Annotated in this window: 14 protein-coding genes; 12 read left to right on the top strand and 2 right to left on the bottom strand. The window is 69.7% G+C overall.

Annotation, left to right across the window (positions count from 1 at the left end; all coding sequences use genetic code 11):
• Positions 1–281: 281 nt before the first annotated feature.
• From ACKI2N_RS13360 to ACKI2N_RS13305, 12 genes are all read left to right on the top strand, one after another.
• On the top strand, positions 282–3,158 hold the full coding sequence (locus ACKI2N_RS13360) for a FimV/HubP family polar landmark protein (protein WP_420997074.1): 2,877 nt from the start codon (positions 282–284) through the stop codon (positions 3,156–3,158).
• A 163-nt stretch (positions 3,159–3,321) separates the two neighbouring features.
• Positions 3,322–4,146, top strand: coding sequence for a tRNA pseudouridine(38-40) synthase TruA (truA, locus tag ACKI2N_RS13355; protein ID WP_420997075.1), 825 nt, complete (start codon positions 3,322–3,324; stop codon positions 4,144–4,146).
• Entirely contained in the window at positions 4,130–4,831 is a 702-nt protein-coding gene (locus tag ACKI2N_RS13350; RefSeq protein WP_420997076.1) for a phosphoribosylanthranilate isomerase, read from the top strand. The genes truA and ACKI2N_RS13350 overlap by 17 nt, the downstream gene beginning before the upstream one ends.
• A 113-nt stretch (positions 4,832–4,944) precedes the next feature.
• Positions 4,945–6,138 carry a tryptophan synthase subunit beta gene (gene trpB / locus ACKI2N_RS13345; RefSeq protein WP_420997077.1) on the top strand — a complete coding sequence of 398 codons (1,194 nt, stop codon included), beginning with the start codon at positions 4,945–4,947 and terminating at the stop codon, positions 6,136–6,138.
• Positions 6,138–7,046 (top strand): DNA-methyltransferase, encoded by a 909-nt coding sequence (locus ACKI2N_RS13340; RefSeq protein ID WP_420997078.1) that lies wholly within the window; start codon positions 6,138–6,140, stop codon positions 7,044–7,046. The genes trpB and ACKI2N_RS13340 overlap by 1 nt, the downstream gene beginning before the upstream one ends.
• A 2-nt stretch (positions 7,047–7,048) precedes the next feature.
• A complete protein-coding gene (gene trpA / locus ACKI2N_RS13335) occupies positions 7,049–7,846 on the top strand; it encodes a tryptophan synthase subunit alpha (protein WP_420997079.1) in 798 nt (265 codons plus the stop codon).
• Between the two features lie 181 nt (positions 7,847–8,027).
• Positions 8,028–8,900 carry an acetyl-CoA carboxylase, carboxyltransferase subunit beta gene (gene accD / locus ACKI2N_RS13330; protein WP_420997080.1) on the top strand — a complete coding sequence of 291 codons (873 nt, stop codon included), beginning with the start codon at positions 8,028–8,030 and terminating at the stop codon, positions 8,898–8,900.
• 328 nt (positions 8,901–9,228) lie between these two features.
• The gene (folC, locus tag ACKI2N_RS13325; protein ID WP_420997081.1) at positions 9,229–10,539 is read left to right on the top strand and encodes a bifunctional tetrahydrofolate synthase/dihydrofolate synthase; all 1,311 of its coding nucleotides are present in this window, start codon (positions 9,229–9,231) and stop codon (positions 10,537–10,539) included.
• A 121-nt stretch (positions 10,540–10,660) separates the two neighbouring features.
• The gene (locus ACKI2N_RS13320) at positions 10,661–11,440 is read left to right on the top strand and encodes an SPOR domain-containing protein (RefSeq protein WP_420997082.1); all 780 of its coding nucleotides are present in this window, start codon (positions 10,661–10,663) and stop codon (positions 11,438–11,440) included.
• 50 nt (positions 11,441–11,490) lie between these two features.
• Positions 11,491–11,988, top strand: a complete 498-nt coding sequence (locus ACKI2N_RS13315; protein WP_420997083.1) for a CvpA family protein — start codon at positions 11,491–11,493, stop codon at positions 11,986–11,988.
• A 92-nt stretch (positions 11,989–12,080) separates the two neighbouring features.
• Positions 12,081–13,613, top strand: a complete 1,533-nt coding sequence (gene purF, locus ACKI2N_RS13310; RefSeq protein ID WP_420997084.1) for an amidophosphoribosyltransferase — start codon at positions 12,081–12,083, stop codon at positions 13,611–13,613.
• Positions 13,614–14,024: 411 nt separating this feature from the next.
• Complete coding sequence (locus ACKI2N_RS13305; protein WP_420997085.1) at positions 14,025–15,230, top strand: O-succinylhomoserine sulfhydrylase; 1,206 nt, start codon at positions 14,025–14,027, stop codon at positions 15,228–15,230.
• A gap of 27 nt (positions 15,231–15,257) precedes the next feature.
• Here ACKI2N_RS13305 and ACKI2N_RS13300 read toward each other — a convergent pair whose 3' ends face one another.
• Positions 15,258–15,515, bottom strand: a complete 258-nt coding sequence (locus ACKI2N_RS13300) for a hypothetical protein (RefSeq protein WP_420997086.1) — start codon at positions 15,513–15,515, stop codon at positions 15,258–15,260.
• Positions 15,512–16,366 carry an ABC transporter permease gene (locus tag ACKI2N_RS13295; RefSeq protein WP_420997087.1) on the bottom strand — a complete coding sequence of 285 codons (855 nt, stop codon included), beginning with the start codon at positions 16,364–16,366 and terminating at the stop codon, positions 15,512–15,514. Before ACKI2N_RS13295 ends, ACKI2N_RS13300 begins: the two co-directional genes overlap by 4 nt.
• Position 16,367: the final 1 nt, after the last annotated feature.

Raw genomic sequence — 16,367 nt, 5'->3', positions numbered from 1 at the left:
GGTGTTCCGCGGCTGCCGCGGCACGCCGGAGTTTCGTTGCTGACAGGCAACAAAAAACTGCCGCTTTGATGACAACGCCGCGCCTGTGCGCGGCGTTGTCGCGAGCGGCTGCCTATTTCTTCCAGCGTTGGGTCACAATACAGCCGGCATATGCCGGGCTGCGGAGGCGGTTGTCCGCACGCCCGCAAGAGTTGGCGCGGGGCTCAGTCGGGACGCTAACTTGCTGCGCTAAACCATTGATGTTAAGTTAATTTCACTACTAGAACACAACGGAGCACAAGGTGAGTGTGAGCCAACATCGCCGGAAAGATGCGCCTATCGCCCGCCAGCGCTGGTCAACGCTGGCCTTCACGGCACTCGGCTTGCTGCTCGCGCAGCCGGCTGCGTACGCCGCGGGGTTCGGGCAATTACGGGTACAGTCGAATCTGGGTCAGCCGCTGCAGGCGGAAATCGATATCAGTGGCGTCAGTGCGGAAGAAGCGGACGGCCTTGCCGTCAAGCTGGCTTCGCCGGACGCATATGCCAAGGCCGGCCTGACCTACCTGCCGGCGGTCAGCAGCCTGCGCCTGCAGGTCGAGCGCCGTCCCAACGGCAGCTACGTGGCGCGGGTGCGTTCCAACCAGCCGATCAGCGAGCCCTTCGTCGACATCCTCGTCGACATGACGTGGGCCAGCGGCAAGGTATCGCGCGCGTATACGTTCCTGCTGGATCCGGCCGGCGCCAGGCCGACCAACCAGACGTTCTCGCCCACCACGGTGGTGCAGGCCGGCACGCCCGACGAGTCGGGCGCCGCCGGCGCCGCTCCCGCGCCGGCGCCCAGCGCCGTGGCAGCACCGGCACCGGCACCGGCTCCCGTGGCCGCGGCGCCCGCGCCGGCCGCCCGCCCGCCGGCCAGGGTGCCCGCGCCACCGCAGCGCCGCGCGGCGCCGCAGGTGGCCGAGGCTGCCGGCGGTTCGTACACCGTGCAGCGTGGCGACAATCTTTCCTCGATCGCCGGCGAGGCCCTGCAAGGCCAGGATTCGGTCTCGCTCGACCAGATGCTGGTCGCGCTCTATCGCAACAATCCCAATGCCTTCGTCGGCGGCAACATGAACCGCCTCAAGGCGGGCGTGGTGCTCAAGGTGCCGAGCCAGCAGGAAGCGCAGGCGGTCGCGCCGCGCGCGGCGCGCCGCGAAGTGGTGGCGCGCACGCAAGGATTCGAAGCCTATCGCGGCCGCCTGGCCAGCGCGGCCGCGGCGCGTTCGGTGGAAGCCGAGAGCGGGCGCTCGCAATCGGGCAATGTCACCGCGCGCGTGCAGGAGCAGGCCGCGCCGGCCGCCGGCCCGCGCGACGAGCTCAAGCTCAGCAAGCCCGAGCAGGGCAGCACGGCGGCGGCCGCTGCTGCGGCCGAAGCCAATATCGCCAAGGAACGCCAGCTCAAGGAAGCCGAGGCACGTCTCGCGCAGCTCGAGAAGAACGTGACCGACATGCAGCGGCTGGTCGAGCTGAAGAACGCCGAGATCGCCAAGCTGGGCCAGGCCCAGGCCGCCAAGGCCCCGGCCACGGGAACCGCTGCGGCCCCGGCCGTGGTGCCGGCGGCCAAGGCGGATGCCGCCAGCGCGGACGCCACGCCCGCGCCGGCCGCCCAGGCTGCCCAGGCTGCCAGCGCCGCCACGGCAACCGCGGCTGCCGCCACGGCCCCAGCCGCGGCGGCTTCGGCGCCTGCCGCGCCGGCCCCGGCCCCGGTTGCGGCCACCGCCGCCAGCGGCGCCGGTGCCCAGCCTGCGGCGGCTGCCGCCAGGCCGTCCGCCGCTTCGGCGCCGGCGGCCAGGCGCCCGCCGCTGGTGGCGCAGCCCCAGCCGGTGGCACAGCCGTCCTTCCTCGAGGACCTGCTCGCCAACCCGATGCTGCTGCCGGGTGGCGGCCTGCTGATCGCGCTGCTGGGCGGCTATGCCATCTACCGCCGCCGCCAGCAGCAGAAGGCCGGCGAGAATGCCGCCTTCCAGGACAGCATCCTGTCGCAGGAAAGCACCGTCATGGCCGGCGCCCACTCGCTGTTCGGCACGGCCGGCGGGCAGAGCGTCGACACCTCGCAGCACAGCGTGTTCGGCGCCGATTTCCGCATCGGCAACAATGCCGCGGAAGCCAACGAAGTCGATCCGATCGCCGAGGCCGACGTCTATATCGCCTACGGGCGCGATGTGCAGGCCGAGGAAATCCTGCGCGAAGCCCTGGAGCAAGACCCTGAGCGGCAGGCGATCCGCCTCAAGCTCATGGAGATTTACAACAATCGTCAGGATGTGGAAGGTTTTCGCGTGATTGCAGAAGAAATGTTCGCCCAGACGGGCGGGCAGGGGGCGGAGTGGGCACAGGCGGCCGAGATGGGGCGCCGCCTGGAGCCGGACAATGCCTTGTACCTCACGGTGGCGCCCGATGTCATGAGCGACACCACGACCCTGCCGGGCGATCAGTGGCGCACCCACGATCCCTCGCAGGACCCCGCGGCGCCGCCGCGCGAGACGGCGCTGGGCGACCTCGGCGATCTGGCGCTCCCGCTCGACGGCTTCCCGGCGCCCGCCGCAGGCACGCCGATCACCGCGCCGGAGTCCGCCGCCATGGTGTTCGGCAATGCCGAGGAGCCGTCGGTGCTGGCCACGCGCCTCGACGACGGCCTGGACCACGGCCTGGACGATGGCCTGGACCTGCCGCTGCCGGCCGGCGACGCCCGCCCCGGCAGCCACGGCGTGCCGCCGCTGGATACGCCCACGCGCAGCCGCCCGCTGGACTTCGACATGTCCGGCATCTCGCTCGACCTCAACCCGTCGGCGCCGGCCAGCGCCAATGCGGACCATCTGTCGGCCGTGCATGACGTGCCGGTGCAAGGCGTGTCGCTGCCGGCGCCCACCATGCTGCGCGACGGCAAGCTGGCCGAGCCGATCGACCTGTCGCGCGTGAGCGCGGAGAGCGGGCTGGACACGGCGCGCGGCATTTCGCCGAGCACCCTGTCCGCCGATCCGCTCGATGGCAGCCGCGACATGCAGATCAAGTTCGATCTGGCGCGCGCCTATATCGAGATCGGCGACAAGGAAGGCGCACGCGAGCTGCTGCAGGAAGTGGTCGACCAGTCGCAGGAACCCCTGCAGACCGAGGCCCGCTCCCTGCTGCGCGAGGTGGCCTGACGAGCGAGCCTGTATCATGGCGGGCCGGGCGCAGGGTGCGCCGGCCCGCCGCCAATGCGCCGGAGCCTGGCTGCCGGCGCATTTTGCTTTCTGGCGTCCGGCCCGGACGCCGCGCCTTACGCCTTCATCCACACTCACTCCCGCTCCGCCCGGTTTCCGCTACATGACGCGCATCGCCCTCGGCCTCCACTACGACGGTGCCAGCTTCTCAGGCTGGCAGTCGCAACCGCACCGCAATACGGTGCAGGACCGCCTCGAGGATGCGATCGAGCAGTTCGCCGGCACGCGCCTGCTCACCACCGTGGCCGGCCGCACCGATACCGGCGTGCACGCGCTCGGGCAGGTCATCCACATCGATACCGAACTGGCGCGCGAGCCGTTCTCGTGGGTGCGTGGCATCAACGCGTTCCTGCCGCCGTCCATCGCCCTGCAATGGGCGCAGCCGGTCGACGAGGGTTTCCACGCGCGCTTCCTGGCCTTCGAGCGCATGTATTACTACGCGCTCTACGTGGGGCCGCACCGCGTGCCGCTGGTGCACGGCCGGGCCGGCTACCTGATGCTGCCGCCGGGACAGGGGCTGGACCTCGATGCGATGCGCGCGGCGGCCGGCTGCCTGCTCGGCGAGCACGACTTCTCGGCGTTCCGCGCGGCCGAATGCCAGGCCAGGTCGCCGGTGAAGACCATGTACGACGTCACGCTCAAGGCGGACGGCAACTGGGTCTTCGTGCGCTTTCGCGCCAGCGCCTTCCTGCACCACATGGTGCGCAACCTGATGGGCTGCCTGGTGGCGGTCGGGCGCGGGCGCTATCCGCCCGCGTGGCTGGCCGAAGTGCTGGCCGGGCGCAGCCGCGCCAAGGCGGCGCCCACCTTCATGCCCGACGGCCTCTACCTGGCCGCGGTGAAGTATCCTGAGCCCTACCGCCTGCCCGCCGCCGATGCGTCGGGCAGCCTGTTCCATGGAGTGTTCGCCGATGAACCCGTTGCCTGAGCCGGTTGCCCAGCCGCACCGCACCCGCGTCAAGATCTGCGGCCTGACGCGCGAGGAGGACGTGCGCGCCGCGGTGGACGCCGGCGTCGACGCGATCGGCATGGTGTTCTATCCGGCCAGCCCGCGCTACGTCGACGTGGCGCGCGCGGCCGCGCTGGCCGAGGCGGCCGGCCCCTTTGTCTCGGTGGTCGGGCTGTTCGTCAACGCGGACGCCGAAGAGATCGCCCATGTCGCCGAGCGGGTGCCGCTTACGCTACTCCAGTTCCACGGCGACGAGACGCCGGAGGCGTGTACGCTGGCGGCGCAGCGCTGCCGGCTGCCTTTTATGCGCGCGGCGCGCGTCCGGGCCGGCCTCGATTTGGTAGAATTCGCCGATCTGCACCGCGATGCCGCTGCCTTGCTGCTCGATGCCTTCGTCGAAGGCTACGGCGGCGGCGGCCACGTCTTCGACTGGACCCTGATACCCCCCGCATGGCTTCCGCCTATCCACAACCCGACCGCAAGCGCCGCTCCTCGGATCGTTTTGAGTGGTGGGTTGAACGCGCAAAACGTCGCTGGCGCGATTGAGCGCGTGCGGCCCTACGCTGTCGATGTAAGCAGCGGCGTGGAGGCTGCCAAGGGCGTGAAAGACCACGCCAGGATTGCCGCGTTCGTGCGCGCCGTGCGCAGCGCGGATGCCGGGTGAGACAGGACTCCGGTCCGCCGGCTTTCCGCATGCGCTGCGCCTGACAGGCGCACGACCCCATTTCATCGGACCCCGCCAGACCGGCCCGGGGTCCTGATCAGAAGAGCTGACTCATGTACGACCTGCCCGATTCCCGTGGCCATTTCGGCCCCTATGGTGGTTCCTTCGTGTCCGAGACGCTGGTGCACGCGCTGGACGAACTGCGCGAAGCCTACGCTCACTTCCAGAAGGATCCCGAGTTCGACGCGGAATACCGCCGCGAACTGAAGCATTTCGTCGGCCGGCCCTCGCCGGTCTACCACGCGCAGCGCTGGAGCGAGACGCTCGGCGGCGCGCAGATCTACTTCAAGCGCGAGGACCTGAACCACACCGGCGCGCACAAGATCAACAACGTGATCGGCCAGGCGCTGCTGGCCAGGCGCATGGGCAAGCCGCGCGTGATCGCGGAGACCGGCGCCGGCCAGCACGGCGTGGCCACCGCCACCATCGCCGCGCGCTTCGGCATGGAATGCGTGGTCTACATGGGCTCGGAAGACATCCGGCGCCAGGCCGCCAACGTCTACCGCATGAAGCTGCTGGGCGCCACCGTGGTGCCGGTGGAAAGCGGCTCCAGGACCCTCAAGGACGCGCTCAACGAAGCCATGCGCGACTGGGTCACCAATGTCGAGAACACCTTCTACATCATCGGCACCGTGGCCGGCCCGCATCCCTATCCGATGATGGTGCGCGACTTCCAGTGCGTGATCGGCGAAGAGGCCAAGGTGCAGATGCCCGAGCTGGCCGGGCGCCAGCCCGACGCGGTGATCGCCTGCGTGGGCGGCGGCTCCAACGCGATGGGCATCTTCTACCCGTACATCGAGCACGAGGACGTGCGCCTGATCGGCGTGGAGGCCGCCGGCGACGGCATCGAGAGCGGCCGCCACGCCTGCTCGCTGATCGGCGGCTCGCCGGGCGTGCTGCACGGCAACCGCACCTACCTGCTGCAGGACGATAACGGGCAGATCATCGAGACCCATTCGGTTTCGGCCGGCCTGGACTACCCGGGCGTGGGCCCCGAGCACGCCTGGCTCAAGGACATCGGCCGCGCCGAATACGTGCCCATCACCGACGAGGAAGCGCTCAAGGCCTTCCACGACTGCTGCCGCATCGAGGGCATCATCCCCGCTCTGGAGTCGAGCCATGCCATCGCCTACGCCTGCAAGCTGGCGCCGACGCTGCCCAAGGACCAGCTGCTGCTGGTAAACCTGTCCGGCCGCGGCGACAAGGACATGCACACCGTGGCCGAGCGCGCGGGGCTGAAGCTCTGATGCGCGATCTCTTCACGCCGGACGCCACCGAGGGTGGCGCCGCGCCCGCAGCGAGCGCGGCGCCGCAACTGCTGCTGTACCAGGAAGACGTGCTCGAAGGCATCAAGCGCATTCCCGACGACTCGATCGACCTGATCGTGGCCGACCCGCCCTATGGCCTGGGCAAGGACTACGGCAACGATTCCGACCGCCTCTCGGGGCCGGCCTACCTGGAATGGTCGGCCGCGTGGATCGATGCCGTGGTGCCCAAGCTGGCGCCGCGCGGCTCGCTCTACCTGTTCTGCACCTGGCAGTATTCGCCCGAGCTGTTCGTGATGCTCAAGCAGCGCCTGACCATGATCAACGAGATCATCTGGGACCGGCGCGTGCCGAGCATGGGCGGCACCACGCGCAAGTTTTCCTCGGTGCACGACAACATCGGCTTCTTCGCGCGGGCGCGCGACTACTACTTCGATCTCGACCCGGTGCGCGTGCCGTACGACGCCGAGACCAAGAAAGCGCGCAGCCGTCCGCGCTTCGAGGGCAAGAAGTGGCTGGAAGTGGGCTACAACCCGAAGGACCTGTGGAGCGTGCCGCGCATCCACCGCCAGGACCCGGAGCGCGCCGCCCACCCGACCCAGAAGCCGCTCGACATCGTGCAGCGCATGGTGCTGGCCAGCTGCCCGCCCGGCGGGCTGGTGCTCGATCCGTTTACCGGCAGCGGCACCACCGCGGTGGCATGCGCCCGCCACGGGCGGCGTTTCGTCGGCTTCGAGATGAACCCCGAGTACGCCGGCGTGGCGCGCGAGCGCGTCGCCAGGGCCATCACCGCGCCGCAGGCCGAGCCTGCCACCCTGATCATCGCCGCTGCGAACGACGAGCCCCTGCTGCCGTCTTCGTCCACGCAGTCGCCCAACTTCGCTCAATGACCATGTCCCGGATCCAATCGACTTTCGCGGCGCTGGCCGCGCGCAACAAGAAGGGCCTGATTCCGTTCATCACCGCCGGCGATCCCGAGCCCGGCCTGACCGTGGCGCTGATGCACGCGCTGGTGGCCGGCGGCGCCGACGTGATCGAGCTTGGCGTGCCGTTCTCCGACCCCATGGCCGACGGCCCGGTGATCCAGCGCGCCTCCGAGCGCGCGCTGGCGCAGGGCGTGTCGCTGACCCAGGTGCTGGCCTGGGTGGCCGAATTCCGCCAGACCGACAACGCCACCCCGGTGGTGCTGATGGGCTATGCCAACCCGATCGAGCGCATGGGCGAGGAAACCTTCGCCCGCGCCGCGCGCGCGGCCGGCGTGGACGGCGTGCTGGTGGTGGACTACCCGCCCGAGGAATGCGAGTCCTTCGCCGCGCTGATGCGCGCCAGCGGCATGGACCCGATCTTCCTGCTGGCGCCGACCTCCACCGACGACCGCATCGAGGCGGTGGCCAAGGTGGCCAGCGGCTACCTGTACTACGTCTCGCTCAAGGGCGTGACCGGGTCCGCCACGCTGGACCTCGACAGCGTGGCCGCGCGTATTCCGCTGATCAAGCGCCATGCCAACCTGCCGGTGGGCGTGGGCTTCGGCATCCGCGACGCGCAGACCGCGCGCGCGATCGGCAGCGTGGCCGACGCGGTGGTGATCGGCAGCCGCCTGGTGCAGTTGCTCGAAGATGCGCCGCGCGCGCAGGCGGTAGAATCGCTGCGTGCCTTCATCGCGGAAATCCGCCAGGCGCTCGACGCCTGAACGTGATTCGGGCGGCACCGCGGGGCGCGGCAATGCGCGCGCGGTGCCGCGCCGCAACATCGAATTTGGCGGCCATGTGCCGCAACCGGCGCATCAACCCGGCGGAACGGGGACTGCGAACGGCAGGCGTGGTAAATTCGCGGCCTGACATGTTCCGCGCATGTGCCGAAAGGAGCCTTTCATGAGCTGGTTGGATAAACTCCTCCCTCCCAAGATTCAACAGACCGACCCCTCCACCCGCAAGGGCATTCCGGAAGGGCTGTGGGTCAAGTGCCCGTCGTGCGAGTCGGTCCTGTACCGCACCGACGTCGAGGCCAATCTGCACGTCTGCCCGAAGTGCGACCACCATATGCGCATCCGCGCGCGCGAGCGCCTGGACGGGCTGCTGGACGCCGAGGGCCGCTATGAGATCGGCCAGGAGATCGTGCCGGTCGACGCGCTCAAGTTCAAGGACACCAAGAAGTACCCGGACCGCATCAAGGCCGCCATGGAAGACACCGGCGAGACCGATGCCATGGTCGTCATCGGCGGCGCCATCCACACCATCCCGGTGGTGGTGAGCTGCTTCGAGTTCGAATTCATGGGCGGCTCGATGGGCTCCGTGGTGGGCGAGCGCTTCGTGCGCGGGGCCCAGTCGGCGCTGGAGCAGAAGGTGCCGTTCATCTGCATCACCGCCACCGGCGGCGCGCGCATGCAGGAAAGCCTGCTGTCGCTGCTGCAGATGGCCAAGACCACCTCGATGCTGAACCAGCTGTCGGCCGCCAGGCTGCCGTTCATCAGCGTGCTCACCGACCCGACCATGGGCGGCGTGTCCGCCAGCTTCGCCTTCCTGGGCGACGTGGTGATCGCCGAGCCCAAGGCGCTGATCGGCTTTGCCGGCCCGCGCGTGATCGAGCAGACCGTGCGCGAGAAGCTGCCGGAAGGCTTCCAGCGTGCCGAGTTCCTGCTGCAGAAGGGCGCCATCGACATGATCGTCGACCGCCGCAAGATGCGCGACGAACTGGCGCAGCTGCTGGCCCTGCTGCAGAAGCAGCCGGCGGACGCGGTGGCCTGAGGCCGCCGGCGGCGGTGGAAGGGAAAAGCGCGGACGCCGGTTCGCGCTTTTTCGTTTTGTGGGCGCCGGGCTGGCGCGGGCCGCGGCCGCGCGGCCGCGCGGGCGGCCCTTTGACTTGGCGAAAACGCCCCCACATACGCCCTGCATCACCCACTCTCACCCACTCGACCCGTCGCGCGCCCGCCTGTGCGTTCACCTGTGCGCCCGCTCACGGGCCCCTTCGCGAGAGCGAAAGCCAGCCGCTAAGCTACATGCAGACCGCCCGTCCCCGCACGCGCCCCGCGCGCCGGCGAGCCCGGGCGAAACCCTGAACCAGACCATACCCATCATGCCGATCTTTTCCTCGCTCCCCGAATGGCTTACCCATCTCGAATCCGCCCATCCGGTCGGCATCGACATGGGCCTGGCGCGCATCACCCGCGTCAAGGAAGCCCTGGGGCTGCGCATCGATGCGGTGGTGTTCACCGTGGGCGGCACCAACGGCAAAGGCTCCACCTGCGCCATGCTGGAGCGCATCCTGCTGCAGGCCGGCTACAAGGTGGGCTGCCACACCTCGCCGCACCTGATCTCGTTCAACGAGCGCGCGCGCATCAATGGCGAGTTCGCCACCGACGCGCAGCTGCTGCCGCATTTCGAGGCGGTGGAGCGCGCGCGCACCAGCTTTGCCGATCCGGTCAGCCTGACCTATTTCGAATTCACCACGCTGGCCATCATCCATGCCTTCGCCGCGGCCGGGCTCGACGCCATGATCCTGGAAGTGGGCCTGGGCGGCCGGCTGGACGCGGTCAACGTGATCGATGCCGACTGCGCCATCGTGACCAGCGTGGACATCGACCATACCCATTATCTGGGCGACACGCGCGAGAAGATCGGCTACGAGAAGGCCGGCATTTTCCGCCCCGGCGTGCCCGCCATCGTGGGCGACCCGCTGCCGCCGCAGTCGGTGATCGACCACGCGCAGGCCATCGGCGCCGACCTGTGGCTGGTGGGCCGCGATTTCCAGTACCAGGCCGCCAAGGGCCAGGAGCGCCAGCAGTGGGACTGGAGCGGGCGCGGGCGCAGGCTCAGCGGGCTGGGCTATCCGGCGCTGCGCGGCGCCAACCAGCTGCTCAACGCCTCGGCGGCGCTGGCGGCGCTGCAGGCCATGCGCCCGCGCCTGCCGGTGAGCGCGCAGGAAGTGCGCAACGGGCTGGCCTTCGTCGAGCTGCCGGGCCGCTTCCAGGTCATGCCGGGGCGACCCACGGTGATCCTCGATGTGGCGCACAACCCGCACGCGGCGGCCACGCTGGGCCAGAACCTGGAAAACATGGGCTTCTTCCGCTACACCTACGCGGTGTTCGGCGCGATGGAGGACAAGGACATCGCGGGCGTGCTGCGCCACCTGGCCGACAAGGTGGACCACTGGTGCCTGTGCGACCTGCCCACGCCGCGCGCCGCCAGCGCGGCGGACCTGCTGGAAAAGCTGGAAGAGGGCGGTTTCCAGCCCGGCCCGGATGCCACCGCGGCCTGCTTTCCCAGTCCGGAGGCGGCTTACCGGGACGCCCTCGGCAGGGCGACCGAGAATGATAGAATTCTGGTCTTCGGATCGTTCTTCACCGTGGCAGGCGTGATGGCGTATCGTGCCACCCAGGCAAATTGAGTTGCACCGGCGCCGGGCGAGCTTCCCGCCCCCGGCGCCGCGGCCGACCCGGGGGCAAGCTGCCACGGACTGAGCGACATTTACCACGGCCGGAATCATGGCCGGCGCACCGAACCAATCTATGGGCCTGCTTTCGCTGTTTTCTTCCCGCAAGGGCAACGCCCCGGCACCGGAGCGCGGGCGCCGCTCGCGTTCGGACCCGGGCGCAGGCATCGCCTCGTCGCGGCGCCTGGCCGAGGAGTACGCGGACGATACGCTCGACCCGGAATTCCCGCAGAAGCAGCGCGCGCGCCGCCGCCTGATCGGTGCGGTGGTGCTGATGGCCGCCGCCATCATCGTGCTGCCGATCGTGTTCGAAACGCAGCCGCGCCCGCTGGTCGAGAATATCGCGGTGCGGGTCGACGGCGGCCCGGGCAGCACTGGCGCAGGCAAGGCCCGCGCCGATGCGCGCAAGGCGGACCCGCTGCCGCCGGCGCCGCAGTCCCGGGCCGATACGCAGGGGCTGGACGCGGGCGAGGAGCTGGTGGCCGATGCCGGCACTGCCCGGCCGGCCGCCGATGCGCCACCCGCCAGCGCCAAGGCGGCGGACAAGGCAACGGACAAGGCAACGGACAAGCCCGCCGACAAAGCGGCCGACAAGCCCGCCGCCCGCGCCGAGGCCAAGCCCGGCAGCGGCAAGTTCCTGGTGCTGATCGGCGCCTTCTCCTCGGAAGACAAGGCCAAGGGCTGGCTGGCCAAGCTCAAGGCCAGCAAGGTGCCGGCCTACATCGAGAAGAAAGTGCTGGCCGACGGCGAGCGCGTGCTGCTGCGGGCGGGCCCGTTCTCCGACCGCGACGCGGCCGATGCCGCCGAGAAGCGCGTGCGCGACGCGGGCCTGACCGCCAAGGTGGTCGAACAGTAATGACGGCGGCGGCCCCGGGAACCGGGCCCGCGCCGCGACAGCGTATTTGCATGCAGCCGACTTTCTTCGATTACAGCGTTGCCTTCATCCTGGTTGCCTCCGGCCTGATCGGCGTGCTGCGCGGCCTGGTGCGCGAGGTGCTGTCGCTGATCGGCTGGGTGGTAGCGTTCTGGGTGGCATACCATTTCGCGGGCACGGCGGCGCACTGGATACCGGAGTCGGTGCCGGGCGGCGAGCTGGCCCGCAGCGCGCTCGGTTTCGGCGTGCTGTTCATCGGCACCGTGATCGCCGCGGCGCTGGCCGGCACGGTGCTGGGCCAGTTGCTGGAAAGCACCGGGCTCAAGCCCGCCGACCGCGGCCTGGGGCTGGTGTTCGGCCTGCTGCGCGGCGCGCTGGTGGTGATGTTCGTGGTGACCCTGGCCGGGCTCACCAAACTGCCTGAAGAGGCGTTCTGGCGCGATGCGCTGTCCCGGCCCTACGTGATGCAGGCGATGGAGTCGCTGCGGCCGTGGCTGCCGCCGGAAGTCGCCAGGTACGTCAAGACATGAGGCCGGGCAGATCCCCCGGCCGGTAGTTCGCGGGCCCCGTCCCACCGGGCAGGGCCGCCCCCCGATTCAAACGCCTTTCCTGGGAGCTTGGCATGTGCGGTATCGTCGGTGTGGTTTCCTCCACGCCCGTCAACCAATTGATTTACGACAGCCTGCTGCTGTTGCAACATCGCGGACAGGATGCAGCCGGCATCGCTACCGCGAATGGCAGCACCTTCCACATGCACAAGGCCAACGGCCTGGTGCGAGACGTGTTCCGCACGCGCAACATGCGCGGCCTGCCCGGTGCCGCCGGCATCGGCCAGGTGCGTTACCCCACTGCCGGCTCGGCTTCCAGCGAGGAAGAAGCCCAGCCGTTCTACGTCAACGCGCCCTATGGCGTGATCCTGGCCCACAACGGCAACCTGACCAACTGGAAGCAGTTGCACGAGGAGCTGTTCAGCCGCGACCGCCGCCACATCAACACGCACTCCGACACCGAAGTGCTGCTCAACGTGCTGGCCGACGAACTGCAGCGCGCCAGCAGCGGCCTCGCGCTGGACCCGGCCACCATCTTCAAGGCCGTGTCCGGCATGCACCGCCGCGTGCGCGGCTCGTACGCCATCGCCGCGCAGATCGCCGGCTACGGCATGCTGGCCGTGCGCGACCCGTTCGGCATCCGCCCGCTGTGCCTGGGCAGCGTGGAAACGCCGACCGGCAAGGAGTGGATGGTCGCCTCGGAATCGGTGGCGCTCGAAGGCATCGGCTACAAGCTCGAGCGCGACGTGGCGCCCGGCGAGGCCATCTTCATCGACCTCGACGGCAAGCTCTACACCCAGCAGTGCGCCGACAACCCGGTGCTCACGCCCTGCATCTTCGAGTACGTCTACCTGGCGCGCCCCGATTCGTGCATCGACGGCGTGCCCGTGTACGACGCGCGCCTGCGCATGGGCGACTACCTGGCCGAGAAGATCCGCAGCGAAGTCTCCGCCGGCGACATCGACGTGGTGATGCCGATCCCCGACTCCAGCCGCCCGGCCGCCATGCAGGTGGCCAACAAGCTGGGCGTGGGCTACCGCGAGGGCTTCTTCAAGAACCGCTACGTGGGCCGCACCTTCATCATGCCGGGCCAGGCCGTGCGCAAGAAGTCGGTGCGCCAGAAGCTCAACGCCATGGGCGTGGAGTTCAAGGGCAAGAACGTGCTGATCGTGGACGACTCCATCGTGCGCGGCACCACCTCGTTCGAGATCGTGCAGATGGCGCGCGACGCCGGCGCCAACAAGGTGATCTTCGCCTCGGCCGCGCCGCCGGTGAAGTTCCCCAACGTCTACGGCATCGACATGCCCACCCGCAGCGAGCTGGTCGCCCACGGCCGCACGCATGAGGAAATCGCGCGCATCATCGGCGCCGACAAGCTGGTGTACCAGGACGTGGAAGCGATGAAGCAGGCCGTGCGCGACATCAACCCCGCGCTCAAGGACTTCGACGCCTCGTGCTTCGACGGCCGCTACATCACCGGCGACATCGACGAGGCCTACCTCGAGCGCCTGGAAACGGCGCGCAGCCAGGCCGACCGCGAAGGCACCGGCGGCGGCGACACGGAGCGCTCGCAGCTGCACCTGCAGCGCTCGGGCGGCAACGAGTAACGCCGGACCGCCCGCGCGGAACCGCGCCGCGCAGTTGACGCGGACCGGGGCCCGGCCGTACCATGGCCGGGCGTCGATTTGATTGTCAGCTTGCGGACGCGGGTCCTGGCGGGGCATGCACCCCCGGAACAGGAAATGGCCCGTCACAGGGAAATGCCCGAAACAGCTAAAGCGGAAGGCCGGCTTCCCGGTCGTGCGCGGCAACGGCACGAAGGCGAAGCGGCATCCCGCCGCAGCGCGGAGCCCATTTTCCCCAGGCACATCCCCAGACACAAGCAGCCCGTCGATTCGGCCAGCCAGGCCAATGGATCGCACGGGCTTTTTTGTTGCCGCGCGCCCCGGCCCGGCCGGCGCACGCACGACATTCAACGCTTTCACCGATAACCGCGCGGGTCTCGCCGCCTCCCCATCATGAACGAACCGCTTCCTCTCGACTCCCTTGGCATCGATACGCTCGGCGTGCGCGCCGGCACCATGCGCAGCGAGTTCATGGAGCACTCGGAGGCGATGTACCTGACCTCCAGCTTCTGCTTCAACAGCGCCGCCGAGGCTGCCGAGCGCTTTGCCAATTCGGAAACCGGCTTTACCTATTCGCGCTTCACCAATCCCACCGTGGCGATGTTCCAGACGCGCCTGGCCGCGCTGGAAGGCGCCGAGGCCTGCATGGCCACGGCCTCGGGCATGAGCGCGATCATGTCGATCGTGATGTCGTCGATGCAGGCGGGCGACCACCTGGTCAGCTCGCGCGCCATCTTCGGCTCGACCATGACGCTGTTCTCCAGCATCTTCGCCAAGTTCGGCGTCGAGACCACCTTCGTCGACGGCACCGACCTGGCAGCGTGGCGCGCCGCGGTCAGGCCCGGCACGAAGCTGTTCTTCCTCGAGACGCCGTCCAACCCGCTTACCGAAGTGGCCGACATCGCCGCGGTGGCGGACATCGCCCACAACGCCGGCGCGCTGCTGGTGGTGGACAACTGCTTCTGCTCGCCCGCGCTGCAGCAGCCGATGAAGTTCGGCGCCGACATCGTGGTCCATTCGGCCACCAAGCATATCGACGGGCAGGGCCGCGTGCTGGGCGGCGCGGTGCTCGGCTCGCACGACTTCATCATGGGCAAGGTCTTTCCCTTCGTGCGCACCGCGGGCCCGACGCTGTCGGCCTTCAACGCGTGGGTGCTGCTCAAGGGCATGGAAACGCTGGCGATCCGCATGGAGCGCCACAGCCAGAGCGCGCTGGCGCTGGCGGAATTCCTGGAGTCGCACCCGGCGGTCGCGCGCGTCTATCACCCGGCGCTGAAGTCGCATCCGCAATTCGACGTGGCCGCCCGCCAGCAGAGCGGCGGCGGCGCCATCGTCTCGTTCGAGCTCAAGGGCGGCACGCCCGAGCAGCAGCGCGCCAACGCCTGGCGCGTGATCGACAGCACCCGCGTGTGCTCGATCACCGGCAACCTGGGCGACACGCGCACCACCGTCACGCATCCCTACACCACCACGCATGCGCGCGTCAGCCCGGAAGCCAAGGCCGCGGCCGGCATCGGCGAAGGGCTGATCCGCATGGCGGTGGGGCTGGAGTCGGTGGCCGACCTGAAGGCCGACCTGCTGCGCGGCCTGCAGGGCTGACCGCGCCGTGGCCGGCCGCTCGGCCGCTCAGTCGCTGCCGGCCACGGCCTTCACGCCGGCCCTGGTGACGTCGTAGGTGGCCTCCACCGCCGTCGACGTCACGCTGACCGCGGCCGAGCCGACCGTGGCCGCGGCGGACACCGCCGCGCTGCCTACCGCCACCGTGGCGCCGACCACGCTGCAGGCGCCCAGCAGGGCGCTGGCGGCAAGCGCCGCCAGCCAGGCCGCGTGGCTGGCGCCCGGTCCGGCCGCTGCGCCGCCGCCATCCTCCGCGCGGCCGCTCATCGCAGCAGCCTGCGGCGCAGCAGCACCAGCGCCAGTACCAGCGCCACCGCCGCGTAGGCGCCCAGTACCGCCGCGTGCAGCGCCAGGTTGTCGATCGGGCGCCCCAGCATGATGGGGCGGATCAGCGCCACCGCGTGCGCGAGCGGCAGGAGCTGCGTGGCCGCCTGCGCCTGCGCGGGCAGTTGCTCGAGCGGGAAGAACACGCCGGACAGCAGCAGCATCGGCGTCATCACCAGGGTCTGGTAGAACATGAAGAAGTCATAGCTCGGCGCGAGCGCGGTGACGATCATCGCCAGGCTGGCGAAGGCGATGCCCGCCAGCACGATCACCGGCAGCGCCAGCAGCGCGCCCGGCATGTGCGCATAGCCCAGCGCGCCGGCCACCAGCATGATGGCCAGGCCCGACAGCACCGCCTTGCTGGCGGCCCACATGATCTCGCCCAGCACCACGTCGCCCAGCGTCAGCGGCGCGTGCATGATGGCCTCCCAGGTGCGCTGCACATGCATGCGCGAGAAGGCCGAGTACATCGACTCGAAGCTGGCCGACATCATCACGCTCGATGCCGTGGTGCCGGCCGCGAGGAAGGCGATGTAGGGCACGCCGTGGACCTGGCCGACCAGCAGGCCGAGGCCCAGGCCCAGGCCGAACAGATAGATCATCGGATCGGCCAGGTTGCCGATCATGGAGGGGATCGCCAGCTTCTTCCACACCATGAAGTTGCGGTACCAGACCATGGTCCAGTTGCGCGCGTTCATGGGCAGCAGCGGCTGCGGGTAATGCTGCGCGGCCGCCGCGCGCGGCGGCGCGGTGGCGGCCGGCGTGCCGGCGTGGCGGGGGTCCTGTTCGCTCATG

Source organism: Cupriavidus sp. 30B13 (assembly GCF_049059565.2).
Classification (GTDB): domain Bacteria; phylum Pseudomonadota; class Gammaproteobacteria; order Burkholderiales; family Burkholderiaceae; genus Cupriavidus.
The sequence above is the reverse complement of the archived record's forward strand: the minus strand, read 5'-3'. Positions and strand labels throughout refer to the sequence as shown.

Coding starts and splice junctions, on each gene's coding strand:
- ACKI2N_RS13305 (WP_420997085.1), top strand. CDS start 14,025: ATGAACGAACCGCTTCCTCTCGACTCCCTTGGCATCGATACGCTCGGC.
- trpA (WP_420997079.1), top strand. CDS start 7,049: ATGTCCCGGATCCAATCGACTTTCGCGGCGCTGGCCGCGCGCAACAAG.
- accD (WP_420997080.1), top strand. CDS start 8,028: ATGAGCTGGTTGGATAAACTCCTCCCTCCCAAGATTCAACAGACCGAC.
- ACKI2N_RS13350 (WP_420997076.1), top strand. CDS start 4,130: ATGAACCCGTTGCCTGAGCCGGTTGCCCAGCCGCACCGCACCCGCGTC.
- folC (WP_420997081.1), top strand. CDS start 9,229: ATGCCGATCTTTTCCTCGCTCCCCGAATGGCTTACCCATCTCGAATCC.
- truA (WP_420997075.1), top strand. CDS start 3,322: ATGACGCGCATCGCCCTCGGCCTCCACTACGACGGTGCCAGCTTCTCA.
- ACKI2N_RS13300 (WP_420997086.1), bottom strand. CDS start 15,515: ATGAGCGGCCGCGCGGAGGATGGCGGCGGCGCAGCGGCCGGACCGGGC.
- ACKI2N_RS13340 (WP_420997078.1), top strand. CDS start 6,138: ATGCGCGATCTCTTCACGCCGGACGCCACCGAGGGTGGCGCCGCGCCC.
- trpB (WP_420997077.1), top strand. CDS start 4,945: ATGTACGACCTGCCCGATTCCCGTGGCCATTTCGGCCCCTATGGTGGT.
- ACKI2N_RS13320 (WP_420997082.1), top strand. CDS start 10,661: ATGGGCCTGCTTTCGCTGTTTTCTTCCCGCAAGGGCAACGCCCCGGCA.
- purF (WP_420997084.1), top strand. CDS start 12,081: ATGTGCGGTATCGTCGGTGTGGTTTCCTCCACGCCCGTCAACCAATTG.
- ACKI2N_RS13315 (WP_420997083.1), top strand. CDS start 11,491: ATGCAGCCGACTTTCTTCGATTACAGCGTTGCCTTCATCCTGGTTGCC.
- ACKI2N_RS13295 (WP_420997087.1), bottom strand. CDS start 16,366: ATGAGCGAACAGGACCCCCGCCACGCCGGCACGCCGGCCGCCACCGCG.